The organism is Pseudomonas sp. ADAK7, from assembly GCF_012935675.1.
In the GTDB taxonomy this organism is placed as follows: Bacteria; Pseudomonadota; Gammaproteobacteria; order Pseudomonadales; family Pseudomonadaceae; genus Aquipseudomonas.
The window spans coordinates 4198165-4222128 of sequence record NZ_CP052861.1 but is presented as its reverse complement, the minus strand read 5'-3'; the positions used below and the strand labels follow the sequence as shown (position 1 = coordinate 4222128).

The window sequence follows — 23964 nt, the reverse complement described above, 5'->3', positions numbered from 1 at the left end:
TTGGCGTTCACGGCTACCATCTTGTGAGAGGTCACAAGGCAGGATGTGAACATCAATAACCAGAGGATGGAAGCATGGACGGTACTTCTGCAAGTCCCCAGCGACTGAATGCAGCCCAACGATCAGCCCATATTCGCGAAGTGGTGCTGGCCAGAGGCGTCGAGCTGCGAAAACGCTACCCGATTCTCAATCATCAGGACGCCCTGGGCGCGGGTATTCTGGCCTTCGCCCTGACCGGGATGATCGGTTCGGCGGCGCTCTACATCACCGGGCACATGGCCTGGTGGGTGTGCCTGTTGCTCAATGCCTTTTTCGCTTCGTTGACCCACGAGCTGGAACACGACCTGATCCACAGCATGTACTTCCGCAAACAGCGGCTGCCGCACAACGTGATGATGGGCCTGGTCTGGCTGGCGCGGCCGAGCACGATCAACCCGTGGATTCGTCGGCATTTGCACCTTAATCACCACAAGGTCTCCGGCACCGAAACCGACCTGGAAGAGCGGGCGATAACCAATGGCGAACCCTGGGGCATCGCGCGGTTGCTGATGGTCGGCGATAACGTGATGTCGGCGTTTATCCGCATGCTGCGGGCCAAGACCTGGGCGCACAAATTCAACATCATCCAACGTACCTTGAAGGTTTATGCGCCGCTCGCGTTGGTGCATTGGGGCGCGTGGTATGTGTTTCTCGGCTTCCATGCCGCCAACGGCATCGCGTATTTGATGGGCGCGCCGATTGAATGGTCGGCGACCACGCTGTCGGTGATGCAGGTGATCGACATCGCGGCGGTGGTGATCATCGGGCCAAACGTGTTGCGCACTTTCTGCCTGCACTTTGTCAGCTCGAACATGCATTACTACGGTGACGTCGAACTGGGGAATGTGATCCAGCAAACCCAGGTTTTGAATCCTTGGTGGATGTGGCCGTTGCAGGCGTTTTGCTTCAACTTCGGCAGCAGCCATGGGATTCATCACTTTGTGGTGAAGGAGCCGTTTTACATCCGCCAGATGACCGTGCCGGTGGCGCATAAAGTGATGCGCGAGATGGGTGTGAGGTTCAATGATTTCGGGACGTTTGGGCGGGCGAATCGGTTTGTGCGCAAGGAGGACGTTCAGGGACAACACGTAGAAGGTGTGCGGGTGTGATGATCGTTCCCACGCTCTGCGTGGGAATGCAGCCAGGGACGCTCTGCGTCCCAAAGCGGACGCGGAGCGTCCGGTGAGGCATTCCCACGCGGAGCGTGGGAACGATCGGTGGCTAATCCGGCTGAAACGGCGACTCACTCAATATCACTCCGGTCTCATCCACATACCGCTGCCAATGCTCGATCAGCGCAGTCAGTTTGTCCGGCTGACTTAACGCCAAATCATGAATCTCCCCCGGATCGCTCCCCAGATCATAAAGCTGCCACGCCGCAGGCCCCACTGGCCCGGGAATGTACACAGCCTTCCACTGCCCCTGCCGAATCGCTCGTCGCCCGAACAACTCCCACCCCGTAACGGTGTGTTCGTCATGCACCTGCGCCGTCTCGCCGGACAGAAACCCTAGCCACGATTTCCCCCGCAGCTCCGCCACGTCCTTGCCACGCCAACGCTTGCCCGGATGGCGCACGCCGGCCAGGTCGAGAATCGTCGGCGTGATGTCCATCACCGTGCCAAACCCATGGCTGATCTGCCCCTTGAGCGACAGCTGCGGGTAGTGCACCAGCGCCGGCACGCGAATCCCGCCTTCGGTGGTGAACGCTTTGAACAACCGTGACGGCGCGGTCGCAACCTGGGCCCAGCTCGGTCCGTACCAGACGTAGGAGTTGGCACGGCCGATGTTGTCCAGGCGGTTGTCGTAATGCTGGTTCAGATACGTCAGCAGCTCCGGGCCGAATTTCGGGAAGGCTTCCAGCAGCGCCCCTTCGGCGCCGTTATCGGACATGAACAGGATGAAGGTGTTGTCCAGTTGCCCCTGTTTGCGCAGGTAATCGACGACGCGACCGATGTTCCAGTCCATGCGCTCGACCATCGCCGCATAAACCTCCATGGCCCGCGCGGACACCTGCCGTTGTTCGTCGCTCAAGGCATCCCATTGCGCGTTGAGCTGGATCAGCGGATGGGGTTCGACATCGGCGTCGATCAGCCCCAGGGATTTGAGTTTTTCCAGACGCTCAAGTCGCAGCACTTCAGGGCCGGCGTCATAACGGCCTCGATATTTCTCAACGATGTCCGCCGGCGCCTGCAACGGCCAGTGCGGCGCGGAAAACGGCAGATAGGCAAAGAACGGACGCGTCTGATCGCGCTCCTTGAGGTACTGCAAAAGCTTGTCGCCAAAGGCGTCGGAGGAATAGAAATCTTTCGGCAGTTCTTCGACAAAAGTGTCGTCTTCGATGTACAGCGCTGGCGTGGATTTCAGCAGACCCGGCGTGTGTTCATCGTAAGTCGGCTCGAACCCGTAATGGTTGGCCGCCCCCGGCAGCAGTGAGAACGAACGCTCGAAACCCCGTGCGTGGGGCGCCAATTCGGCGGTCAGGCCCAGGTGCCATTTGCCGCTCATCAACGTCTGGTAACCGGCCTCGCGCAGCAGTTCCGGCAACGCCACCACGCGATCGTTGAGATGACCCTCGTAACCCGGTTTACCAATCAGTTCCGGGGTCAGCGCTTCGGCCATGGTGCCGATGCCGGCGATGTGGTGGTCGGTGCCGGTCAGCAGCATCGAACGGGTCGGCGAGCAGGTCGGCGCGGTGTGGAAATCGGTCAGGCGCAAGCCGTTGTTGGCCAGGGCATCGAGGTTCGGCGTGGCGATTTCACCGCCGAACGCGCCGATATCGGAAAAGCCCAGGTCATCGGCCAGGATCACCAGAAAGTTGGGACGTTGCGGCATCAAAAGTCTCCTGTTCAGCAGGCAATGAAGGACAGCGGCAGGTCGCGGATCTGCACCGGCACGGTCGGTTGGTAGTGATCGTCGCTGGTGAGTTCGTGCAGCAGCTCTTCGCGCAATTGGTGGAAGTCGAAACTGCTGCGCTGGCGCGGGTGGGACAGGGCGATGTCGACCACTTGCTTGATCCGTCCGGGACGCGGCTCCATCACCACCACGCGGTCGGCGAGGAAGATCGCTTCCTCGACGTCATGAGTAACGAGGATCGTGGTGATTTTTGCTCGACTGCGAATTGCCAAAAGCTCGTCCTGCATTTGCTGACGGGTCAGGGCATCGAGGGCGCCGAAGGGTTCGTCCAGCAGCAGAATCCGTGGGCTGGCGACCAGGCCGCGAGCGATTGCGACCCGTTGCGCCATGCCGCCGGAGAGTTGGTGCGGGTAGGCGCGGGTGAAGTCTTTGAGGCCGACCAACTCGATAAAATCGTCTACGCGTTTTTGCTTCTGTTCGGCACTCAGTTGTTCGTTGACCAGGCCCAGGCCGATGTTGTCGGCCACCGTCAGCCACGGAAACAAACGGTGTTCCTGAAACACGATGCCGCGCTCGCCACCGATGCCGCTGACCGCTTTGCCGTCCACGGTGATCTGCCCGCGAAACTGCGTATCAAGGCCCACCAGCAGCCGCAGCAACGTGGACTTGCCACAGCCACTGGAACCGACGATGGCAACGAATTCGCCCTCGGCAATCTCCAGATTGAATTCGCGAATCGCCTCCAGCTCAAAACCATCGACGTCGAAGGATTTGCCCACGTGATTGAAGCTGACAATCGGTGCGTTCATGCGTGTCTCCAGCGGGTAGCGCGGATTTCCAGGCGTTGGCCAATGAGGTTGAGCAGGGCGCCGGTCAGGCCCACCAAGAGCATGCCGGCCATGATCAGGTCCATGCGCAGCAGTTGTTGCGCGCCGATCATCTGGCTGCCGATGCCGCCATTGGACGGCATGAAATATTCGGCGCCGATGGTGCCGAGCCAGGCGTAGATCAGGCTCAGGCGCAGGCCGGCGAAAATCCCCGGCGCGGCACCGGGCAAGACCAGACGACGCAGGCGCTGGCCGAGATTCAGGCGCAGCACTTGCGCTGCTTCGTTGAGTTGCGGCGAGAGGTTGGCGACGCTGCGTTGGGTGGCGATGAACAGCGGGAAAAACGCGGCGAGGGCGACGAATACCCACTTGGCCAGTTCCCCCAGACCGAACCACGCGGTGAGCAGCGGCACCCAGGCGAAAATCGCGATCTGGCGGATCGCGGCGAGGGTCGGGCCGAGCACCCGCTCACTGGTGCGCGACAGCCCCAGCAGCAAGCCCAGCGCAAAGCCGAGTCCGCCGCCCAGCAGCAAACCGCCGAGGGTGCGGCCCAGGCTCAGGGCCATGCCGCCGATCAAGGTGCCGTCGAGCAAACCGTGCCAGGTGGTTTCTAAAACGGCCAATGGGCTGACCAGAATATTCCCGTCGATCCATTGCTGATCCGTGGTCACTTGCCACAACACCAGCAGCGCCAGCGGCACCAGCCACGGCTGCACGCGCTGCCAACCGGCATAACGCGGCCCGCGACGAATTTCGGCAGTGGCGGGATGCGGCCAGTGCACCAGTTTTTTATCCAGCAACCCGATGCCGCGATCCATCGCCACGCCAATCACGCCAATGACCACGATCACCACGAAGACGATGTCGAGCATGAACAACTGCCGCGCCCAGACCATCAGGTAACCGATGCCTTCGCTGGACGCCAGCAGTTCGACGGCCAGCAACGACGTCCAACCGGCCGCCAGCGCGAGCCGCACGCCGGCCATAAAGGCAGGGAGTGCGGCAGGCAAAATGAGGCGCCGGATCAACAAGCGGGTGGGCAGGCGCAGTACGGCGGCAGCTTCGCGCAGTTTGGGTTGTGCATCGCGTACGCCGACCAGGGTGTGCAGGGTCACCGGCACCACAATGGCCTTGACCAGCACCACCAGTTTCAACACTTCGCCGATGCCGAAAAACACCATGAACAACGGAATCCACGCCAGGGTCGGCACCTGCGCCAACCCGGCGAATGTCGGGAACACCAACCGCTCCAGGCGCGGACTGAAACCCAGCGCGGCGCCCAGGGCGGCACCGACGCTGATCCCGGCAAGCAAGCCCCAGAACAGGCGTTGCAGGCTGATCCATAGATGGCTCCATAACTCGCCTTGGGACAGCTCGACCGCGCTGCTCCAGACCAGCGAGGGCGCTGGCAGGATCTGCTCGCTCATCCAGTGATTGCGGCTGGCCAGCCACCAGAGGGCGAACAGGCTGATCGGCAGTAACCAGGGCAACAGGCGTTGGCTCAGGCTTGGCCATAGGCGCCGGCCATTGAGCGGCGGTGCGGCCAGCGGCAGGCTGAGAAGGGAAACACGGGCCATGGATGACCTCCGTTTTTGACCTTGTGTAGGAGCGAGGCTTGCCCGCGAAGGCGATGTGACATCCGCCATCAATGTTGAATGTGACGGCCTCTTCGCGGGCAAGCCTCGCTCCTACAGGTCTTCGGTGTATGCAAAATTGATCTATAAAAAGTTGAATCAATGCTATTGAGAGATAAGCGAGACCATTTAAGGCCTCCAGCCCACACGCATCCAATGCATTCGAAGAATATTTTCGATGCTGTTTATGCATACCCGCCCGAGAGCCGCGCGTTGACTGGTATAGATCCAAAAGCTATAAAAATGTGCATTTATAGTATTTAAGTGCTGGCCCCGATTCAGCCTACGTTCTGCTCCTCAACGCTGTCGCCACCAGGAGCCGCACCCATGAATCGTCCCTTCAAACGTGTCATCAGTCTGTTTGCCATACCGGCCCTGGCGGGGTTGCTGGCGTTCACCGCCCACGCCGACGAACTCAAGGAAATCAGGATCGCCGTGCCCGACCTCAGCGCCGGTACCCAGCACAGTGGCGGCGGAATAACAGACGTTCTGCGCGACCAGCAGATCTTTGAGAAAGCCTTCGCCGACCAAGGGATCAAGATTCAGTGGAGCTTCTTCAAAGGCGCTGGCCCGGTGATCAACGAAGCGTTCGCCAACGGTCAGGTGGATCTGGCTTACCTCGGAGATCTCGCGGCGATCATCGGCAAGTCCAATGGCCTGGACACCCGCCTGCTCAGCGCCTCCGCACGTGGCGTGAAACAGTATCTGGGCGTGGTGCCGGGTTCGGGGATCAAGACGTTGCAAGACCTGAAAGGCAAACGCGTGGCGATCTTCCGTGGCACCGCCACGCAGTTGTCGTTCGATGCGGCGCTGGCCAGCCAGGGTTTGAGCGAGAAGGACGTGAAGGTCATCAATCTGGACTTCAACGGTGCGGTGGCGGCGTTGGCCGCCAAGCAGATCGATGCGTCCTGGGGCAGCTCCGGGTTGACCGCGTTGAAGGCCAAAGGTCTGGCCGAATTGCCGTTGAACACCAAGGATCTGGGAGGCGCGGGCAGTGTGCAGGCGGTGTTGGTGGGCTCCGGCAAGTTTGTCGACGAGCATCCCGACGTTGTCGCGAAACTGTTGAAAGCGCAGCAGCAAGCGGTGGAGTGGCTGACTCAGGACAGCAACAAGGAGGCGTACATTCAGTTGGTGTCGGGGCTGGCGAGCTATCCGCCATTGATTCTTCAGCAGGATTTGCAGGATCAGAAATTGAGCGAAGTGTTCCCGTCGACGCTGGACCCGGTGTTCCTCGGCAAATTGCAGGATGCGGTGGACCTGGCGTCGCAGCAGAAGCTGATTCGCAAACCGTTCAAGGTGACCGATTGGGTGGTGCCTGAATTGGCTGCGGCCAAGCTCTAACCGATCGTTCCCACGCGCAGCAAAGGAATGCCTCATCGGACGCTCCGCGTTCGGCTTTGGATGGGACGCGGAGCGTCCCGGGCTGCATTCCCACGCGGAGCGTGGGAACGATCACTGTCCGACCGCGACAGCGATCTGCTGCTTATCCACCGCCACCAACGTCTCAATCATTGCCCGCGCGGCCGGCGACAACCGGAACCCGGTACGACTGACAATCCCGCACCGCGCGTTCATGCTCTCGACGTTCTGCGGCAAATTGCGCCAGTGCAGCAGCACCAGCGAACCCTGGGCAATGTCTTCGACAAACGCCTCTTCCGTGCCGATGCCAATCGCATTCGACTGCAGCACAATCTTCACCAGCGCCGGAAAGTGCTCGGTCTCGATGGTCGGTGAAAAATCCATCCGGCCACTGAGGTTCGCCAACAGTTTGCGAATGCCCGGCGGGATCAACGTGGTCGCCAGCGGATAGTCGAACATGTCGTTGGTCGACAGGCTGTCCTTGACCAACAGCGGATGCCCCGGCCGACAGAAAAATACCCCGCGTTTGGGCGTCAAAGCCTGGGTCTGGAAGTTCGGGTCAGCCTCGAAATGGCGGATGTCGGCGATGAAGAATTCGATCTCTTCACGGCTCAGCGCTCGGCTGAGTTTTTCCCAGTTATCCACCTGGAAACAGGTGCGCACTTTCGGGTGCGCATTGATGAATTGCGCCACCGCGTCCGGCACCAGTTTCACCGCTGGCGCCGGGCCGCAGCCGAAGCGCAACTCGCCAGCATCGAGCTTGGTCATTTGCGTCACTTCAGCGTTGAGCAGCGCCGCGCCTTGCACCAGGGTCAAGGCGTGTTGCAGCACCACCTGACCTTCGGGTGTCGGGCGCAAATCCTTGTTGCCACGGTCCACCAGCACACAACCGAACTCTTGCTCCAGCCCTTGAATGCTGCGGCTGAACGCCGGTTGAGTGATGCCCATGGCGTCGGCCGCGCGGACAAAACTGCGGTGTTCGTTAAGGGCGATGAAGTAGCGCAACTGGCGAAGATCCATATGCTTTTCCGGCATCCTAAAAATAGCTCGAAGGCATTTGCGACGAGCGTTGCTTGAGGTTTTAAATGCAAGCTCTTATTCCGTCAACGAAGCATTAGCATATCTATTAGACCTAAATTGAATATAGATAGAGCATTGTTTCGCTGTCGTTCAACCGTCAGCAGTCCGATCGAGGGTCTACCCATGAGCAATGCCGCTTTAGCTGTAAAACCCGCTGTTCACGCGCTTGAGATCCATCCGGTGGCCGGTCGGATCGGCGCCGAGATCCGTGGCGTGCAACTTTCCGGTGAGCTGGACGCCGACACTGTCGAAGCGATCCAGCAGGCGCTGGTCCAGTACAAAGTCGTGTTCTTCCGCGAGCAGACCCAGCTCGACGATCAGAGCCAGGAAGCCTTCGCCCACTTGCTCGGCGAACCGGTGGCGCACCCGACCGTGCCGGTGCGTGACGGCACCCGTTACCTGCTGGAACTGGACGGCGCGGAAGGCCAGCGCGCCAACTCCTGGCACACCGACGTGACCTTCGTCGACGCCTACCCGAAAGCCTCGATCCTGCGCTCGGTAGTGGCACCGGCGTTCGGCGGCGATACGTTCTGGGCCAACACGGCCACCGCCTACAACGAACTGGCGCCGGAGTTGCGCGAACTGGCGGACAAACTCACCGCCGTGCACAGCAACGAATACGACTATGCTGGCGCCAAGCCTGATGTGTCGGCGGAGAAGCTGGAGCGCTACCGCAAGATCTTCACCTCCACCGTTTACGAGACCGAGCACCCAGTGGTGCGTGTGCATCCGATCAGCGGTGAGAAGAGCTTGTTGCTGGGGCATTTCGTGAAGCGCATCAAGGGTTACTCACAAGCGGATTCGGCGCATTTATTTGGCTTGTTGCAGAGCCATGTCACACGCCTGGAAAACACCGTGCGCTGGCGCTGGAAGGCGGGTGATGTGGCGATCTGGGATAACCGCTCCACCCAGCATTACGCGGTGGACGATTATGGGACTCAGGATCGGGTGGTTCGGCGGGTGACCTTGAAGGGCGAAGTGCCGGTGGGCGTGGCGGGACAGCGCAGTCAAACTATCAAAGGGATTTGAGGACGTGATCGTTCCCACGCTCCGCGTGGGAATGCAGCCCGGGACGCTCCGCGTCCCATTCAGGAGCCGAACGCGGAGCGTCCGTGGAGGCATTCCCACGCAGAGCGTGGGAACGATCAGTATCAGTACTACCAAACCCCTATGTGCACCAACTTCTCGGTTTCGGGTTCGCCATAACGAAACCGCTGCCCGCGCAAATCAATCTCCTCATGACTGATGGTGGTGCGCCGCTTCAACCCGCGCACCCACTCAAACAAATACCCCGCATGTTCTTCGCGCACCGCCGCAAACGCCGGGTTCGCGCCCAGGTCCTTCAACTCCTGCGGATCATTCAGCAAATCAAAAAGCTGCGGCCGAAAGCCGTCATACGCCAGGTATTTCCAGCGCTCGCTGCGGACCATGGTCATGCGGCAACGGTCGATGGGTTGTTCCAATCGCTCACGGGCCGGGGCCTGGAAGGCGTAGTCGTATTCGCTGATCGCATAGCGGCGCCAATCGGTTTTTACGCCGTGCAACAACGCAATCAGCGAGCGTCCCTCTAGCCGGTGGTCAGCGCTCGGCAAACCCAGTGCTTCAAGAAAGGTTGGCAACGCATCAATGGTTTCCACCAGCCGATCATCCACCGATCCGCGCGTGACATCCGCCGCTGTTCGCGGGTCACGCACGATCAGTGGAATCCCTACCGCTGGCTCCAGCAAAAACTCTTTTTCCCCCAGGTAATGGTCACCGAGGAAGTCACCGTGATCGCTGGTGAACACAATCAACGTGTCGTCCCAGCGCCCATTGCTCTGCAGAAAATCGAACAGCCGCCCCAATTGATCATCGACCTGCTTGATCAAGCCCATGTAGGTCGGCACCACGTTCAACCGCACCTCATCACGGGAAAAATTCAGGCTCTCTTCATGCTGCCGAAACGCGTGGTACACCGGGTGATCGCTCTCCTCGCCGACCTCTGCGCGGACCGGTTCAATCACCTGCTCGGCGCCATACAGTGCGTGGTACGGCGCCGGGGCGATGTAGGGCCAGTGCGGTTTGATATACGACAGGTGCAGGCACCACGGCTGCTCGCCATGTTCGCCGATGAAGTCGATGGCGCGGTCGGTGGTGTAGACGGTTTCCGAATGCTGCTCGGGAACGCGCGCCGGTAGGTGGGCATTGCGCATTTTCCAGCCGCTGAGGATTTCACCGTTATCACCCTCGGCCGCATTGGCCCAGTCGTGCCACGGGTTGCGCCCGTCGAAACCGCGCTCGCGCAGGTAATGGGTATACGGCGCGGACTCGCGTTTGTCGTCGAACAGCGGGTCGTCGGGGAAGATGCCGTCATGCCGGAAGTACGGCTCGAAACCGACCTCGTTCAGCACTTCGGCTTGCGCGCTGGAAGGATTGATCGCCAGCCGTTGCAAGGCATCCAGATTGGGCGTGGCGTGGGTCTTGCCCACCAGCGCGGTACGGATGCCATGGGGGCGCAGATAGTCGCCGATGGTCAGTTCTTCCAGGGGCAACGGCACCGCGTTCCAGGCGACTTGATGGCTGCTGACGTAGCGTCCGGTGTAGGCCGACATCCGCGAAGGTCCGCAGATCGTGCCTTGGGTGTAAGCACGGCTGAAACGCACGCCAGCGGCGGCCAGGCGATCGATGTTCGGCGTGTGCAAGTGCGGGTGGCCGTAGCACGACAGGTAATCGCGGCGCAGTTGATCGCACATGATGTACAGCACGTTGCGCACGGGGTTTTGGGTGTTGGGCATGGGGTTCACCGATCAGAAGACAGGCGAGGGTTTTCGCTGCTGGGACGGGGTTGAGGCAAGTGCATTTGGGGAATGGGTTTTATGCAGCGGGTGCATCAGGTCCGGGCGCCACAAACCCGTAGGAGCAAAGCTTGCTCGCGATAGCGGTAGATCAAACAGCCAAATTCTCCAGCGAACACACCTCCTCATCCACCGCATCAATCTCCTTGATCTGCGCAATCATCGCCTCGGCCAACGGCGACAATCGATACCCGGCGCGGCTGACAATGCCATACCGCGTGTATAACTCCTCCAGATCATCCGCCAGGCCTTCGATCTTCAAACACACCAATTCACCCTTGGCCAGATGCAGCGCATCTGAATAAGCACCCACAATCCCGATGGCATCCGAACGCATCACCACGCTCAGCAAGCTGTGGCTGTTTTCGCATTCCACGTTCGGCGTGAAGTCTGGTCGCCCGCTCAAGTCAACGATGACTTTGCGCAGGTTCGGCGGGCGAATGCTCACCGCCATCGGATAGCTCATCAATTCCGCCGCGCTGACGCTTTCACGCCCCGCCAACGGATGCCCGGCGCGGCAGCAGAAATGCCATTTGCGCGGGCGCAGGCGTTGGGTCAGGTAATCCGGATCGGCCTCGAAATAACGCGTGTCAGCGACAAAAAACTCGAACTCCTCACTCAACAGTCGCTTGCTCAAGCTCTGCCAGTCGTCGACCTGAAACTGCACCCGCGCTTTCGGATAACGCCCGATAAAACTGCCGATCGCTCGCGGGATCAATCCGGCCGCCGGTGCCGGGCCGCAACCGAAGCGCAACTCCCCGGCCTCCAGGCCATTGAACTGGCTGATCTCGTTGGCCATCTGCTGCGCGCCGCTGACCAGCCGCCGCGCATGTTCGAGCAACACCTGGCCTTGTTTGGTCGGCGCCAGGTCCTTGCGTCCGCGATCCACCAACTGACAACCGACGCTGTGTTCCAGCGCCTGGATGCTGCGGCTGAACGCCGATTGCGAGAGGTTCACCGCCAGCGCGCCCGCGACGAAGCTGCGCTGATCGGCGAGGGCGATGAAGTGTCGGAGTTGGCGCAAATCGATATGCATTTTTCACATAAAAAATATCGGGCGAATGCATTGGATATGCATCAGGTGGACTCCTTATAAAGGCAATCTCTTATGCAGTAAATCTTTGTAAAAACATAAATAAATAACTTAAAAGAATATGCACTGCTGAATGTCACTGCGTGTTTTTTGACCAGGAGCCGCCCCATGAGTCCGTTGAACCTTGCCTCGCCCCTATCGCCCCGACGGCTCAAACGCCTGCCCCTGGCCCTGTTGCTGGCGGGGAGCGCCCAGGCTTATGCGGCCGACACCATGACCCCCGAAGCGGCCCCCGCTGGCAAACCTACGGCCGACAGTTCGCAACTGGAAACCGTGACCGTCACCACCCGCCGCCGCGAAGAAAGTTCGCAGGACGTGCCGACGCCGATGAGTGTGGTCAGTGGTCAGGCCCTGGAAACCCAGCGGGTCTATCGCATCCAGGATTTGCAGCAACTGGTGCCCAGCGTCAACGTCGCTTACATGCATGCGCGCCAGTCCAGCGTGTCGATCCGCGGCCTGGGCAACAACCCGGCCAGCGATGGCCTGGAAGGCAGCGTCGGGCTCTACATCGACAACGTCTACCTCGGGCGGCCGGGCATGGCAGTGTTCGACTTGATGGACATCGAGCAGCTCGAAGTGCTGCGCGGTCCGCAAGGTACGTTGTTCGGCAAGAACACCACCGCCGGGGTGATCAACATCAGTACCCGCGCGCCGTCGTTCACCCCGGAGCGCAGCATCGAAACCTCGGTGGGCGAGGACGGTTACTTCCAGACCAAGGGCACGATTTCCGGGCCGCTGAACGACGAACTCGCCGGGCGCTTTTCTGCGTATCGCACTCGCAGTGATGGCGACATCAAGAACGAATTCAACGGCCACGACTTGAACGGCGGCTCCCGCGAAGGCTTCCGTGGCCAGTTGTTGTTCAAGCCCAACGAGTCGTTCAACCTGCGCTGGATCGGTGATTACAACGAAGAGGATTCCAGCGCCGGCACCCGCGTGTTGTACAACACCGGGCCGACCATCAATGGCGTGAACCTCTATTCAGCGCGCGCTGCTGCAGCGGGCGCGACCCTGGTCAACGGCTCCCATCGCAAAGTCAATCTGGACAACGATCAACACGTCACCGTGCATCAGGGCGGCACGTCGGTAGAGGCCAACTGGACCTTGCCGAGCGACTTTACCCTGACCTCGGTCAGCTCCTACCGCTGGTGGAATTTCACCCCGCGCAATGACGACGGTTTGAATGTACCGGCGAGCTACAACGCCGGGGTGTCGGTGGAGGATAAGCAGTACTCCCAGGAATTCCGACTGGCGTCGCCCAAGGGAGAATTCTTCGACTACGTACTCGGCGCCTACTACTTCGGCTCGGACCTGGACAACAAATCCTTCTCCTATTACGGCCCGCAAGCCGACATTTGGAATGGCACGCCGCGAGGCGCACTGGCCAATGTCAACAGCGTCGGTAACGGCCATATTGAAACCAACAGTTTTGCGTTGTTTGCCCAAGGCACCTGGCACCTCACCCCACGTCTGGACTTCACCGCAGGCGTGCGTGGCACCTATGAAGAGAAAAACGCTTGGGTGACTCGTGATGCACCGGTGGGTGGCGCGGCAGTCACGGGCGCGGCAGCGACGGCCAGACGTGGTCGCACGGGTGCTTACGACTCCGGCGATCTGAATCAGTACAGCTCCAGCCCTTCAGGTTTGCTGAACCTGAGCTACCGCTTCACCGATGACCTGCTCGGTTACGCGACCCTGTCCCATGGTGAGAAGTCAGGCGGTGTGAACCTCGCCGTGGGCTCCGCACCAACCGCTGGCGCCGATTCACTGCTGATCGGTACCGAACGCGCCAACAACGCCGAACTCGGTTTCAAAAGCACCCTGTGGGACCGTCGCCTGCAACTCAACGCCAACGTGTTCTGGACCCAGGTCAACGCTTACCAGACCAACGCCTACGACGACGTCAACCGCGTGCAATACCTGACCAACGCCGGCTCCGTGCGCTCCCGTGGCGTGGAAGTCGAAAGCACGATCATCCCGTTGCGCGGCTTGACCCTGAACCTCAACGGCTCCTTCAATGACGTTAGCTACCTCTCCTACAAAGATGCTCCGTGCCCGCCGGAAGTCAGCCTGCGTCCAGGCGCACCAGCCTCTTGCGACCTCAGCGGTCACCAAGTGGTCGGTGCCTCGAAATGGATCGGCAACGCCAACGGCGAATACAAATGGAACCTGAGCAACGGCTTCGAAGAGTACGTCACCGCCAGTTATGCATTCCGTTCCAAAGCCGTGGGTACGGTGGAGGATTCCGATTACGGGCAGATCCCGAGTTATGCGGTGGTCAACTTATCCACAGGCCTGCGCGGCGACTTCAATCAGGGGCAGTGGGACGTCTCGCTATGGCTGAAAAACGCCTTCGACAAAACCTATTACACGACCCTCTGGACCGGCGGCAACGGCGGTTATGAAGGCTTGCTTGGGACGCCTCGGACCTTGGGTGTGACGGGGCGCTATGACTTCTGATTCGGCTTAGTGCCGACAGAAGTAACGTCTGAATATTTTGGAATAACTTATAAAGACTCCGCATAGTGGTTATCGCATTTTTTGTCGAACAATAAGTCTGTTTCGCCGTGGACAATAATCGATTGTCGAACCATGCTCTGTTTCGTGAGTTTCCAGGAGGAAACTTGCTCTCATCGGAAGACACTTATTTAACAGATAAAGGAAGTCGAACCATGTCGAGCATTAATGGTACTTACGTAAACGACAACGCTGGCGCCAAACTGGTGATTACCGATGGCAACGATTCCAACGGCACCTTCAGCGGTACGTTCAGCCAGGGCGGCGTCAACTATGACGTCAGCTACGGGCACTATCACTTCCAGAACAGCACCGGACAACCTACCACCATCACGTTCACCGGGCTGAATGGCAGCAGTGGTTTTCAAGCATGGTCGTTGTTTTCACCTGATCACAATTACAAAAAAGTTCGTGCGGTGGGTTCGCGCACTAACTTCGATGGCGAAGTAGTGGGTCTGGCTGGAGAGTTCATCAAGCAATAATCAGTGCTGTAGTAAACAACAGGCTGATGCATTGGATATGCATCAGCCTGTTTTCGTTTGTGAGCGATACATACTGTAGTTAGTTGTAATGCCTACGACTTTCCCCCCTGAATCGATGCCTTCCACGAATACTTTCAATGCTTGCAAAGCATGGTTTTTTCGACGCTTCGCTGTAAGCCTTGTACGGCGTGGCTTTGGCGAAATTGATTGCTTTATATATTCGATCCAGATCTATCCATAACTTCAAAGATTACTTTAAGAGATAAGCGTCTGGCCCAATGATTGGCCTGTCGATACGCCACGCGGGGGATTCAGTGCGGGTGTATTGGGTTATTCGCAAAGAGACCGCAGGGAGTTAATCAATGGGCAATGTCCAGACCGCCGCCGGCGCACATGAGGTGCTCTGGCGCCAGGCGCCGAGTGGCGAGTTGGTCGACCTCGGCCGGGTGCCTCGCGTGCCGTTGAGCCAGTTGCGTTTGCAGCGGGCGCCCAAGGGCATCCTGAGTCGACGCGAGGCGATCCTTCTCGGTGTGCTGGCGTTGCTGGTGCATGGTGCGGTGATCTATTGGGTCAATCAGCAACCGATCAAAGAGCTGCCGATCGTGCCGCCGGAAATTCCGCCGATGACCATCGAATTCTCGCGCCCGGCACCACCCGTGGTCGAGCCGCCACCACCACAACCGGTTCAACCGGTGATCGAGCCACCGCCGCCCGTGGAAGACGAGTTGGCCGTGAAACCACCGCCACCGAAACCGATTCCCAAACCAAAACCCGTGGCCAAACCGGTGCCGAAACCAGCGCCTAAAGCCGTCGAGCAACCACCGGCACCGCCGCAACCGACAGCGCCAGTCGCGGCGCCAGCGCCACCCGCACCACCGGCGCCCGCGCCAGTGACCCCGGCCTCGGCCAATGCCGCGTACCTGAAAAACCCGGCGCCGGAATACCCGTCCCTGGCTCAGCGTCGCGGTTGGGAAGGCACGGTGTTGTTGCGGGTGCATGTGTTGGCCAACGGCAAGCCTGGCGAGATCCAGATTCAGAAAAGCAGTGGGCGCGATCAACTCGACGAGGCCGCGCTCAATGCGGTGAAGCGTTGGAGTTTTGTGCCGGCCAAGCAAGGTGATGTCGCCCAGGATGGCTGGGTCAGCGTGCCCATCGATTTCAAGATTCATTAAACCGAAACCAATTTCGCGCAAAAAATTTACACGAGGGAATACATCATGACGTTACTGGCCTCTCCACTTGAATCCATCGAAGGCGCGGTGATCTGGCTGCTGGTGGTTTTTTCCGTTGCCACCTGGGGTTTGGCGTTGCTCAAGGGTGTGCAGTTCGGTCGCCTGAAAGCTCAGGATCGCAAGTTTCATAAACAGTTTTGGGCGGCGTCGAGTCTCGATTCGGCGGCCGAGTTGAGTGAGACCCAACCGGGTGCGGCGGCGCGTGTGGCCCAGGCCGGTTATGCGGCGATTCAGGTAGGCGAAACGCCGGCAACGAATGATTTGAGCCAGGCGATTAATCATCAGGATCGATTGGAGCGCGCCCTGCGTCAGCAGATCGTCCGCGAGCGTCGTTCGCTGGAAACCGGGCTGGCGGTGGTGGCGAGTATCGGCAGCACCTCGCCGTTCATTGGTTTGTTCGGCACGGTGTGGGGAATCATGGAAGCGCTGAAAGGCATCAGCGCGGCGGGTTCGGCAAGTCTGGAAACAGTGGCCGGGCCGATTGGGGCGGCACTGGTCGCCACCGGTGTGGGGATCGCGGTCGCGGTGCCGGCGGTGCTGGTTTACAACTACTTCTTGCGTCGTCTGAAACTGACGGCGGCGGACCTGGATGACTTCGCCCATGACTTCTACAGCCTGGCGCAGAAGAGTTCGTTCCGCCTGTTGATTCACCCGACCTCGCACAAAGTCGTGGCCCAGGGTAGCGCGCAGAAAGTGAAGGAGGCGTCCTGATATGGCCTTCTCCACGCAAGACAGCGATGAGGTGCTGAGCGAGATCAACGTAACGCCGCTGGTGGACGTGATGCTGGTGCTGCTGGTGGTGTTTATCGTCACCGCGCCGCTGCTGACCAACGCGATCCCGATCAACCTGCCCAAGACCGAGGCCGTGGCCCCGGTGGAGCAGAAAGACCCGCTGGTGGTGAGCATCGATGGCGCTGGCAAATTGTTTATCAACAAGGACGAAATCCAGCCGGACTTGCTGGAATTCAACCTGAAATCGGCGAAGGCCAAGGACCCGGAAGTGCGCGTGCAATTGCAGGCGGACGACGGGGTGAATTACGGCGAAGTGGCGCGGGCCATGGCCTCGATTGAGCGGGCAGGGATTACCAAGTTGTCGGTGATCACTGCGCGGTAGGTTTTCTACAGTTTTCCGGGGCCGTCTCCTTGGCAGGGTGCGGCCCTTTTTTTTGGCGTAAAGATCGTTCCCACGCTCCGCGTGGGAATGCCGCCCGGGACGCTCTGCGTCCCTTCGCACGGCGTGACGCGGAGCGTCACAAGATGCATTCCCACGCGGAGCGTGGGAACGATCAGTAAATTCTATATATTCTTTATAGGTCTTAATAAATAGCTTCTTATTCCTTAACGAATATAACTCCCATCCCTATACTCGATCAGGAACAGACACGCAGCAGGAGAGCTCCCCCATGCGCAACGAATCAATTCGCTACCTGATTGTGCCGGGCTGGCAAGGATCGCCGGAAGATCATTGGCAAAGCCATTGGCAGAACAGTCTGCCGAACAGCGCACGGGTGGAGCAGGCCGACTGGCTGACGCCGCGCCGTGAAGATTGGGTCGCGGCACTGGCCGAGGCGATTGCCGCCGACAGCACGCCGGTGATCCTGATCGCCCACAGCCTGGGTTGCATCACCGTTGCCCATTGGGCCGCCACCGCGCCCGTGCAATTTTTGCGTCAGGTTCGGGGTGCCTTGCTGGTCGCGCCGGCGGACGTCGAACGTCCGGCCTGCTCGCCGGCCCTGCGCAACTTCGCACCAATTCCCACCACCCTGTTGCCGTTCCCGAGCCAAGTCGTCAGCTCCGACAACGACAGCGCCGTCAGTGCACCGCGTGCGATGGAGCTGGCGCGCAATTGGGGGGCCGAGGCGGGGATTCTGGCGGGTGCCGGGCATATCAACGTCAAGTCAGGTCACCAGCGCTGGGAGCAGGGTTTTGCCTATCTCTACCGCCTGCAAAACCGCATGGAGCATCACGCCCTGCGCCGCGCTTAATTTTTATTTTTTCAACGCCCCCGTCTCCCGGCGGTTTTGGGCGGGAGTCTGCCATGAGTTTTGAAGCCTTCGGTCAGCCGCTGCTGACCTTCCCCGACGCCGAAAAAAGCCCCCTGAGCATCCGCGCCAAAGCGCTGGTGTTCGTCGATCCACGCTCGCGGCAGTTACGCCAGGAATTGGAGCAATTGGCCCCGCGCGCCATTTCCGTATTGATTCGCGGTGAAACCGGCAGCGGCAAGGAATTGCTCGCGCGCCACATCCATCGCGCCAGTGATCGTGGCGGTTTGTTCGTGTCGGTCAATTGCGGCGCGATCAGCCCGACCTACGCCGACGCCGAATTGTTCGGCTACGCCGCCGGCAGCTACGCCGGCTCGGCCAGCAGTCGTGCCGGCTGGTTTGGTTCGGCCAATGGCGGCACGCTGTACCTGGACGAAATCGGCGACTTGCCGCTACCCATCCAGATCAAACTGCTTGCCGCCCTGGAGAACCACGAAGTCACCCGTGTCGGCGCGCACCAGCCGAGCCCGGTGGACGTGCGCCTGGTTGCCGCCACCAGCATCGACCTGGCCCAAGCCGTGGCGGCGGGGAAATTCCACGAACGGCTTTATCACTACCTCAGCGAAGGCCAGCTCGAATTGCCGGCGTTGCGTGAGCGGGTGGGCGACATTCTTTCTCTGGCTGAATACTTTCTCGGCATCTACAGCCAGCGCCTGGACCTGCCGGTGCCGCTGATCAGCGAGACGGCGCAACATCTACTCGAAGCCCACAGCTGGCCAGGCAATACCCGCGAGCTGGAGAACGTCATTCACTTCGCGCTGCTGGTGAGCACTGGGGATGAGATCTTGCCGGAGCATTTGAATCTGCCGGAGGCGCCACCGTCGTTGGCGCAGATCGAGCGGCAACTCAAACAAATCCTCGCCAATGGCACCGCTGCCGAACAAACAGCCTTGAAGCAACTCCTCAAAAACACCGCGCTTGTGTAGGAGCAAAGCTTGCTCGCGAACCCAGACGACACGGTGTGTCAGGAAGGACGCCTTCGCGAGCAAGCTTCGCTCCTACAGGTAACCCGCGAGCCAGAGCTGTATGAACAAAATGGAATATCAAAGTGAATAAAAGATATTGTTCGGGAATAAAAAATCCCGGTATTGTCCGCTTCACGCCAGCGATAGCACTTCACTGGCACACGTACTAATAGCCGTCGTCGATGACGACCGTGATTTCGGATAAGGACACTGCATGAAAAAGGTTCTGTTGTTCACCGCATTGGCGGCTGCCCTGACTGCGGGCCTGGCCCAGGCTGGCGAGAAACTGGTGGTTGCGGCGACCCCGGTCCCACACGCCGAGATTCTTGAACTGATCAAACCAACCCTCGCCAAAGAAGGCGTGGATCTGGAAATCAAAGTCTTCACCGACTACGTTCAGCCGAACGTGCAGGTCGACCAGAAGCGTCTGGACGCCAACTACTTCCAGACCCTGCCGTACCTGAAAAGCTTCAACGAAGGCAAAGGCACTAACCTTGTGACCGTGATCGGCGTGCACGTCGAACCGTTCGGCGGCTACTCGAAGAAAGTCAAAACCCTGGCTGAATTGAAGGACGGCGCAACCATTGCCATCCCTAACGAAGGCAGCAACAGCGGCCGTGCCCTGATCCTGTTGCAGAAGGCTGGCCTGATCGAGTTGAAAGACCCGAAAAACGCCCTGGCCACCCCGAAAGACATCGCCAAGAACCCGCACAACTTCAAGTTCAAGGAACTGGAATCGGCCATGCTGCCGCGTGTGCTGGACCAGGTCGACCTGGACATGATCAACACCAACTACGCGCTGGAAGCAGGTCTGAACCCGGCTAAAGATGCACTGGTGATCGAAGGTGCCGATTCGCCTTACGTGAACTTCCTGGTGGCTCGTCCGGACAACAAGGACAGCGACGCCATCCAGAAACTGGCCAAAGCCCTGACCAGCCCGGAAGTGAAAGCGTTCATCGCCAAGAAGTACAACGGTGCGGTATTGCCGGCGTTCTGATTTAACGCAGCTTTAAACCCCTTCAAGGTTTTGAACGCCGACGGCTAACACTAGCGTCGGCGTGATCGTTCCCACGCTCCGCGTGGGAATGCCTCAACGGACGCTCCGCGTTCGGCTTTAGATTGATCGTTCCCACGCTCCGCGTGGGAATGCCTCTAGGGACGCTCCGCGTCCAGTGACGCGGAGCGTCACGGGCTGCATTCCCACGCAGAGCGTGGGAACGATCGTCTTAGGCCGCCTGCGCCTTCAACGCCCGGCGCAACGCTACCAACAACTTCACGATGTCCTGCGGGTCCAGCCGCTGCGGTGCTTTTACGTCAGCCATATTGATCGTTCCCACGCTCCGCGTGGGAATGCCTCTAGGGACGCTCCGCGTCCAGTGACGCGGAGCGTCACGGGCTGCATTCCCACGCAGAGCGTGGGAACGATCGTCTTAGGCCACCTGCGTCTTCAACGCCCGGCGCAACGCCACCAACAACTTCACGATGTCCTGCGGGTCCAGCCGCTGCGGTGCTTTTATGTCAGCCATATTGATCGTTCCCACGCTCCGCGTGGGAATGCCTCTAGGGACGCTCCGCGTCCAGTGACGCGGAGCGTCACGGGCTGCATCCCACGCAGAGCGTGGGAACGATCGTCTTAGGCCACCTGCGTCTTCAACGCCCGGCGCAACGCCACCAACAACTTCACGATGTCCTGCGGGTCCAGCCGCTGCGGTGCTTTTATGTCAGCCATTTTTCTCTTCCTTGTGATGGGTTTGGCCGAAGTCTGGCCAAAAGCTGTGCGTCCTTGGAGGGGGTTTTTGAAAAAAAGATCCTTCCTACAGCGAAAAGGAAAATAGTCGTCTTCCGTAGCCGCCGCAAATCCACGAGATAGTTTTTTGTGTGATATCAATATGCTTTAACGGTATTTAAATTCTTCTTTTTATACCTTTAAAGTCGGTGCCTGCCGGACGGTTATCCACCGTTCATGGACTGCACCACCGTCGCTTACCGAGCGACGTCCAGGATGTTCAATGACCTTCGATTACGCTTTTATCCTCAGCACCCTGCCGGCGTTTCTCAAAGCCGTGGGCGTGACGCTGCAGGTCGGCTTCATCGCCATCGGCACCTCGTTGCTGGTGGCGCTGATCAACGCGACGATCCTGGTGTTTCGCACGCCTTACTTGCAGCGCCTGGTCGGGCTGTATGTGGAACTGGCGCGCAACACGCCGTTGTTGATTCAGCTGTTCTTCGTCTACTTCGCCCTGCCAACGCTGGGCATCCGCGTTTCCGGATTCACCGCGGCGATCATCACCATGACTTTCCTCGGCGGTGCTTACCTCACGGAAGTGCTGCGTGCCGGTGTCGATGCCGTACCGCAAGCGCAGCTGGAATCGGGCCGCTCCATCGGCCTGTCCCACGGGCAACTGCTGCGCTACGTGATCCTGCCGCAAGCCGGAATTCTCAGCCTGCCGTCGCTGTTCGCCAATTTCATTTTCCTGCTCAAGGAAACCACCGTGGTTTCGGCGGTGGCGGTGCCGGAAATTCTCTACACCACCAAAAGCTACATCGCGCTCTACTACAAAACCTACGAAATGCTCGCCGTGCTGACGTTGATTTGCGTGCTGTTGTTCTTGCCGCTGTCGTTGCTGCTCAGCCGTCTGGAAAGGAGGCTCCAGCATGGCCAGTTCGGGTCTTGAATTACTGTGGGTGTCGTTGCCGCAACTGGGCAAGGGCGCTGCGCAAACCTTATCGATTTCCTTCCTGAGCATCGCCATCAGCACCGTCGGCGGCGTGCTCTACGGCGTGTTGCGTACACTAAATTCGAAATGGCTGAACGCGATTTTGCGGGTGTATCTGGAGCTGTTCCGGGCGATCCCGGTGCTGGTCTGGCTGTACCTGCTGTTTTTCGGCCTGCCGATCTTCTTTGGCCTGAGCATTCCGAGCTTCTGGTGCGCGGTGCTGGTGCTGTCGCTGTGGGGTGCCAGCGAGGTTGGCGAAGTGGTGCGTGGCGCGTTGCTGTCGTTGCCGCGCGGGCAGCGTGAGGCGGGGTTATCGATTGGTCTGGACGGTCCGCAACTCTATGGCTACGTGTTGCTGCCCCAGGCGCTGAAACGCATGACGCCGCCGACCATCAACGTCTACACGCGCATCATCAAGACCAGCTCTCTGGCGGTGCTGATCGGCGTGGTGGACGTGATCAAGGTCGGCCAGCAGATCATCGAGCGTACCTACGAATCGGTGCTGATCTACGGCGCACTGTTCCTGTTTTTCTTTTTCATCTGCTACCCGCTCTCGGCCGCCTCGCGCGTGCTGGAGCGGCGCTGGACGCAAGCATGAGCGCATTGATCGAGTTCAAAGGCTTCAACAAATTTTTCGGCGAGCAGCAGGTGCTCAAAGAGATCGACCTGCAAGTGAAATCAGGCGAAGTCATCGTGATCCTCGGCCCCAGCGGCTGCGGCAAAAGCACCTTGTTGCGCTGCCTCAACGGCCTGGAAGTCGCCCACAGTGGCAGCCTGACCTTCAACGGCCGCGAGTTGCTGGACAAGGGCACCGACTGGCGCGACGTGCGCCAGCAGATCGGCATGGTGTTCCAGAGTTATCACCTGTTTCCGCACATGAACGTGCTCGATAACCTGCTGCTCGGCCCGGTCAAAGTGCAGAAGCGCGAGCGCCGTGAGGCCCGTGACCAGGCCGAAGCGTTGCTGGCGCGCGTGGGCCTTTCGGACAAGCGCGACGCCTTCCCGCGCCAGCTCTCCGGTGGCCAGCAACAACGGATCGCCATCGTTCGTTCGCTGTGCATGAACCCTAAAGTGATGCTGTTCGATGAAGTCACCGCCGCCCTCGACCCGGAAATGGTCAAGGAAGTGCTGGAGGTGATTCAGGGCCTGGCCCGCGAAGGCATGACCCTGTTGATCGTCACTCACGAAATGGCCTTCGCCCGCGCCGTGGCCGACCGCATCGTGTTCATGGATGCCGGGCGCATCCTCGAACAAAACCCTCCCGAGCTTTTCTTTACGAACCCGCAAACCGCACGAGCGCAGCAGTTCCTGGAGAAATTCTCCTACGTCGAAGCCCTGCCCAAAAAGACTCAAACAAAGGAACTGGAACTGCTATGAAAACTGCCAAGTCTTCACTCTTTTTACTGCCGCTGCTCGGCCTCGCACTGCTGGCCGGTTGCAACAAATCCGAAGAACCGCCGAAGCCGAAAGTTGCCAGCGAAAGCGCCGCGCCGGCCGGCTACCTGGACAAAATCAAGGCCCGTGACAAGCTGATCGTCGGCGTCTTCACCGACAAGCCGCCGTTCGGTTTTGTCGATGAAGCGGGGCGCTACGTCGGTTTTGATACCGACATCGGCCGGCAATTCGCCAAGGATTTGCTGGGCGATGAGAACAAAGTCGAGTTCGTCGCCGTGGAGCCGGCGAGCCGGATTCCGTTCCTGCAAAGCGACAAGGTCGATCTGATTCTGGCCAACATGACCGTGACGCCGGAGCGCAAGGAAGCGGTGGAATTTACCAACCCGAACCTCAAGGTTGCGGTGCAGGCGCTGGTGCCGCAGGGCAGTTCGGTGAAAAACCTCGATGACCTGGCGACCCGCACCACCATCGTCACCACCGGCACCACGGCCGATATCTGGCTGACCAAGAATCACCCGGACTGGAAACTGCTCAAGTTCGAGAAAAACTCCGAGTCGCTGCAAGCCTTGGCCAATGGGCGTGGCGATGCCTATGCGCAAGACAATCTGGTGCTGTTCAGCTGGGCCAAGCAGAACCCTGGTTACCGCGTGCTGACTCAGACTCTGGGCGCCGAAGCACCGATTGCGCCGGCGGTGAAGAAGGGCAACCTCGAACTGCGCGACTGGGTGAATACCGAGTTGGCGAAGTTGGGTGAAGAGAAGTATCTGCTCAAGCTGTACGACCAGTACGTGCGTAAAGAACTGAGTGATGACACCAAGCCTGAGAGTGTGATTGTCGAGGGTGGGAAGTGGCAGGGGTGATTCTCTGACCTGATCGTTCTCACCTGTGGCGAGGG

At 59.6% G+C, this 23964-nt stretch carries 21 protein-coding genes; 15 read left to right on the top strand and 6 right to left on the bottom strand.

Features of this window, described 5'->3' with window-relative positions:
• Positions 1-74: 74 nt before the first annotated feature.
• On the top strand, positions 75-1148 hold the full coding sequence (locus HKK53_RS19395) for a fatty acid desaturase (protein ID WP_169372160.1): 1074 nt from the start codon (positions 75-77) through the stop codon (positions 1146-1148).
• A gap of 112 nt (positions 1149-1260) precedes the next feature.
• Here HKK53_RS19395 and HKK53_RS19390 read toward each other — a convergent pair whose 3' ends face one another.
• The 3 genes from HKK53_RS19390 to HKK53_RS19380 are packed head-to-tail and all read right to left on the bottom strand — an operon-like array spanning position 1261 to position 5296.
• Positions 1261-2871, bottom strand: coding sequence for an arylsulfatase (locus HKK53_RS19390; RefSeq protein ID WP_169372159.1), 1611 nt, complete (start codon positions 2869-2871; stop codon positions 1261-1263).
• Positions 2872-2885: 14 nt separating this feature from the next.
• Positions 2886-3701: an ABC transporter ATP-binding protein gene (locus tag HKK53_RS19385; RefSeq protein WP_169372158.1), complete on the bottom strand. Its 816-nt coding sequence runs from the start codon at positions 3699-3701 to the stop codon at positions 2886-2888.
• Positions 3698-5296 (bottom strand): ABC transporter permease, encoded by a 1599-nt coding sequence (locus HKK53_RS19380; RefSeq protein WP_169372157.1) that lies wholly within the window; start codon positions 5294-5296, stop codon positions 3698-3700. Before HKK53_RS19380 ends, HKK53_RS19385 begins: the two co-directional genes overlap by 4 nt.
• A gap of 384 nt (positions 5297-5680) precedes the next feature.
• Here HKK53_RS19380 and HKK53_RS19375 point away from each other — a divergent pair, with 384 nt between their 5' ends.
• Positions 5681-6694 (top strand): ABC transporter substrate-binding protein, encoded by a 1014-nt coding sequence (locus tag HKK53_RS19375; RefSeq protein ID WP_169372156.1) that lies wholly within the window; start codon positions 5681-5683, stop codon positions 6692-6694.
• 111 nt (positions 6695-6805) lie between these two features.
• Here HKK53_RS19375 and HKK53_RS19370 read toward each other — a convergent pair whose 3' ends face one another.
• A complete protein-coding gene (locus HKK53_RS19370) occupies positions 6806-7732 on the bottom strand; it encodes a LysR family transcriptional regulator (protein ID WP_169372155.1) in 927 nt (308 codons plus the stop codon).
• Positions 7733-7915: 183 nt separating this feature from the next.
• Here HKK53_RS19370 and HKK53_RS19365 point away from each other — a divergent pair, with 183 nt between their 5' ends.
• Positions 7916-8821 (top strand): TauD/TfdA dioxygenase family protein, encoded by a 906-nt coding sequence (locus HKK53_RS19365; protein WP_169372154.1) that lies wholly within the window; start codon positions 7916-7918, stop codon positions 8819-8821.
• Between the two features lie 128 nt (positions 8822-8949).
• Here HKK53_RS19365 and HKK53_RS19360 read toward each other — a convergent pair whose 3' ends face one another.
• Both HKK53_RS19360 and HKK53_RS19355 read right to left on the bottom strand, forming a co-directional pair.
• Positions 8950-10566, bottom strand: a complete 1617-nt coding sequence (locus HKK53_RS19360) for an alkaline phosphatase family protein (protein WP_169372153.1) — start codon at positions 10564-10566, stop codon at positions 8950-8952.
• Positions 10567-10717: 151 nt separating this feature from the next.
• Positions 10718-11662: a LysR family transcriptional regulator gene (locus tag HKK53_RS19355; protein WP_169372152.1), complete on the bottom strand. Its 945-nt coding sequence runs from the start codon at positions 11660-11662 to the stop codon at positions 10718-10720.
• A 165-nt stretch (positions 11663-11827) separates the two neighbouring features.
• Between HKK53_RS19355 and HKK53_RS19350 the strand changes: the two genes are divergently transcribed.
• From HKK53_RS19350 to HKK53_RS19295, 12 genes are all read left to right on the top strand, one after another.
• Complete coding sequence (locus HKK53_RS19350) at positions 11828-14179, top strand: TonB-dependent receptor (RefSeq protein WP_169372151.1); 2352 nt, start codon at positions 11828-11830, stop codon at positions 14177-14179.
• A 212-nt stretch (positions 14180-14391) separates the two neighbouring features.
• Positions 14392-14718, top strand: coding sequence for a hypothetical protein (locus HKK53_RS19345; RefSeq protein WP_054616563.1), 327 nt, complete (start codon positions 14392-14394; stop codon positions 14716-14718).
• A gap of 362 nt (positions 14719-15080) precedes the next feature.
• Positions 15081-15890, top strand: coding sequence for an energy transducer TonB (locus tag HKK53_RS19340; protein WP_169372150.1), 810 nt, complete (start codon positions 15081-15083; stop codon positions 15888-15890).
• A 45-nt stretch (positions 15891-15935) separates the two neighbouring features.
• On the top strand, positions 15936-16661 hold the full coding sequence (locus HKK53_RS19335; protein WP_169372149.1) for a MotA/TolQ/ExbB proton channel family protein: 726 nt from the start codon (positions 15936-15938) through the stop codon (positions 16659-16661).
• 1 nt (position 16662) lies between these two features.
• Positions 16663-17064, top strand: a complete 402-nt coding sequence (locus HKK53_RS19330; RefSeq protein WP_003220570.1) for an ExbD/TolR family protein — start codon at positions 16663-16665, stop codon at positions 17062-17064.
• Positions 17065-17353: 289 nt separating this feature from the next.
• The gene (locus tag HKK53_RS19325) at positions 17354-17935 is read left to right on the top strand and encodes an alpha/beta hydrolase (protein ID WP_169372148.1); all 582 of its coding nucleotides are present in this window, start codon (positions 17354-17356) and stop codon (positions 17933-17935) included.
• A 53-nt stretch (positions 17936-17988) separates the two neighbouring features.
• The gene (locus HKK53_RS19320; RefSeq protein WP_169372147.1) at positions 17989-18918 is read left to right on the top strand and encodes a sigma 54-interacting transcriptional regulator; all 930 of its coding nucleotides are present in this window, start codon (positions 17989-17991) and stop codon (positions 18916-18918) included.
• Positions 18919-19171: 253 nt separating this feature from the next.
• Entirely contained in the window at positions 19172-19954 is a 783-nt protein-coding gene (locus HKK53_RS19315) for a MetQ/NlpA family ABC transporter substrate-binding protein (RefSeq protein ID WP_054047863.1), read from the top strand.
• Between the two features lie 1012 nt (positions 19955-20966).
• Complete coding sequence (locus tag HKK53_RS19310) at positions 20967-21632, top strand: amino acid ABC transporter permease (protein WP_169372146.1); 666 nt, start codon at positions 20967-20969, stop codon at positions 21630-21632.
• Positions 21613-22272 carry an amino acid ABC transporter permease gene (locus HKK53_RS19305; protein WP_123515920.1) on the top strand — a complete coding sequence of 220 codons (660 nt, stop codon included), beginning with the start codon at positions 21613-21615 and terminating at the stop codon, positions 22270-22272. The genes HKK53_RS19310 and HKK53_RS19305 overlap by 20 nt, the downstream gene beginning before the upstream one ends.
• Entirely contained in the window at positions 22269-23051 is a 783-nt protein-coding gene (locus HKK53_RS19300; protein ID WP_169372145.1) for an amino acid ABC transporter ATP-binding protein, read from the top strand. Before HKK53_RS19305 ends, HKK53_RS19300 begins: the two co-directional genes overlap by 4 nt.
• Positions 23048-23929 (top strand): transporter substrate-binding domain-containing protein, encoded by an 882-nt coding sequence (locus HKK53_RS19295; RefSeq protein WP_169372144.1) that lies wholly within the window; start codon positions 23048-23050, stop codon positions 23927-23929. Before HKK53_RS19300 ends, HKK53_RS19295 begins: the two co-directional genes overlap by 4 nt.
• The last annotated feature ends 35 nt before the right edge of the window (positions 23930-23964 follow it).

Coding starts and splice junctions, on each gene's coding strand:
- HKK53_RS19395 (WP_169372160.1), top strand. CDS start 75: ATGGACGGTACTTCTGCAAGTCCCCAGCGACTGAATGCAGCCCAACGA.
- HKK53_RS19390 (WP_169372159.1), bottom strand. CDS start 2,871: ATGCCGCAACGTCCCAACTTTCTGGTGATCCTGGCCGATGACCTGGGC.
- HKK53_RS19385 (WP_169372158.1), bottom strand. CDS start 3,701: ATGAACGCACCGATTGTCAGCTTCAATCACGTGGGCAAATCCTTCGAC.
- HKK53_RS19380 (WP_169372157.1), bottom strand. CDS start 5,296: ATGGCCCGTGTTTCCCTTCTCAGCCTGCCGCTGGCCGCACCGCCGCTC.
- HKK53_RS19375 (WP_169372156.1), top strand. CDS start 5,681: ATGAATCGTCCCTTCAAACGTGTCATCAGTCTGTTTGCCATACCGGCC.
- HKK53_RS19370 (WP_169372155.1), bottom strand. CDS start 7,732: ATGGATCTTCGCCAGTTGCGCTACTTCATCGCCCTTAACGAACACCGC.
- HKK53_RS19365 (WP_169372154.1), top strand. CDS start 7,916: ATGAGCAATGCCGCTTTAGCTGTAAAACCCGCTGTTCACGCGCTTGAG.
- HKK53_RS19360 (WP_169372153.1), bottom strand. CDS start 10,566: ATGCCCAACACCCAAAACCCCGTGCGCAACGTGCTGTACATCATGTGC.
- HKK53_RS19355 (WP_169372152.1), bottom strand. CDS start 11,662: ATGCATATCGATTTGCGCCAACTCCGACACTTCATCGCCCTCGCCGAT.
- HKK53_RS19350 (WP_169372151.1), top strand. CDS start 11,828: ATGAGTCCGTTGAACCTTGCCTCGCCCCTATCGCCCCGACGGCTCAAA.
- HKK53_RS19345 (WP_054616563.1), top strand. CDS start 14,392: ATGTCGAGCATTAATGGTACTTACGTAAACGACAACGCTGGCGCCAAA.
- HKK53_RS19340 (WP_169372150.1), top strand. CDS start 15,081: ATGGGCAATGTCCAGACCGCCGCCGGCGCACATGAGGTGCTCTGGCGC.
- HKK53_RS19335 (WP_169372149.1), top strand. CDS start 15,936: ATGACGTTACTGGCCTCTCCACTTGAATCCATCGAAGGCGCGGTGATC.
- HKK53_RS19330 (WP_003220570.1), top strand. CDS start 16,663: ATGGCCTTCTCCACGCAAGACAGCGATGAGGTGCTGAGCGAGATCAAC.
- HKK53_RS19325 (WP_169372148.1), top strand. CDS start 17,354: ATGCGCAACGAATCAATTCGCTACCTGATTGTGCCGGGCTGGCAAGGA.
- HKK53_RS19320 (WP_169372147.1), top strand. CDS start 17,989: ATGAGTTTTGAAGCCTTCGGTCAGCCGCTGCTGACCTTCCCCGACGCC.
- HKK53_RS19315 (WP_054047863.1), top strand. CDS start 19,172: ATGAAAAAGGTTCTGTTGTTCACCGCATTGGCGGCTGCCCTGACTGCG.
- HKK53_RS19310 (WP_169372146.1), top strand. CDS start 20,967: ATGACCTTCGATTACGCTTTTATCCTCAGCACCCTGCCGGCGTTTCTC.
- HKK53_RS19305 (WP_123515920.1), top strand. CDS start 21,613: ATGGCCAGTTCGGGTCTTGAATTACTGTGGGTGTCGTTGCCGCAACTG.
- HKK53_RS19300 (WP_169372145.1), top strand. CDS start 22,269: ATGAGCGCATTGATCGAGTTCAAAGGCTTCAACAAATTTTTCGGCGAG.
- HKK53_RS19295 (WP_169372144.1), top strand. CDS start 23,048: ATGAAAACTGCCAAGTCTTCACTCTTTTTACTGCCGCTGCTCGGCCTC.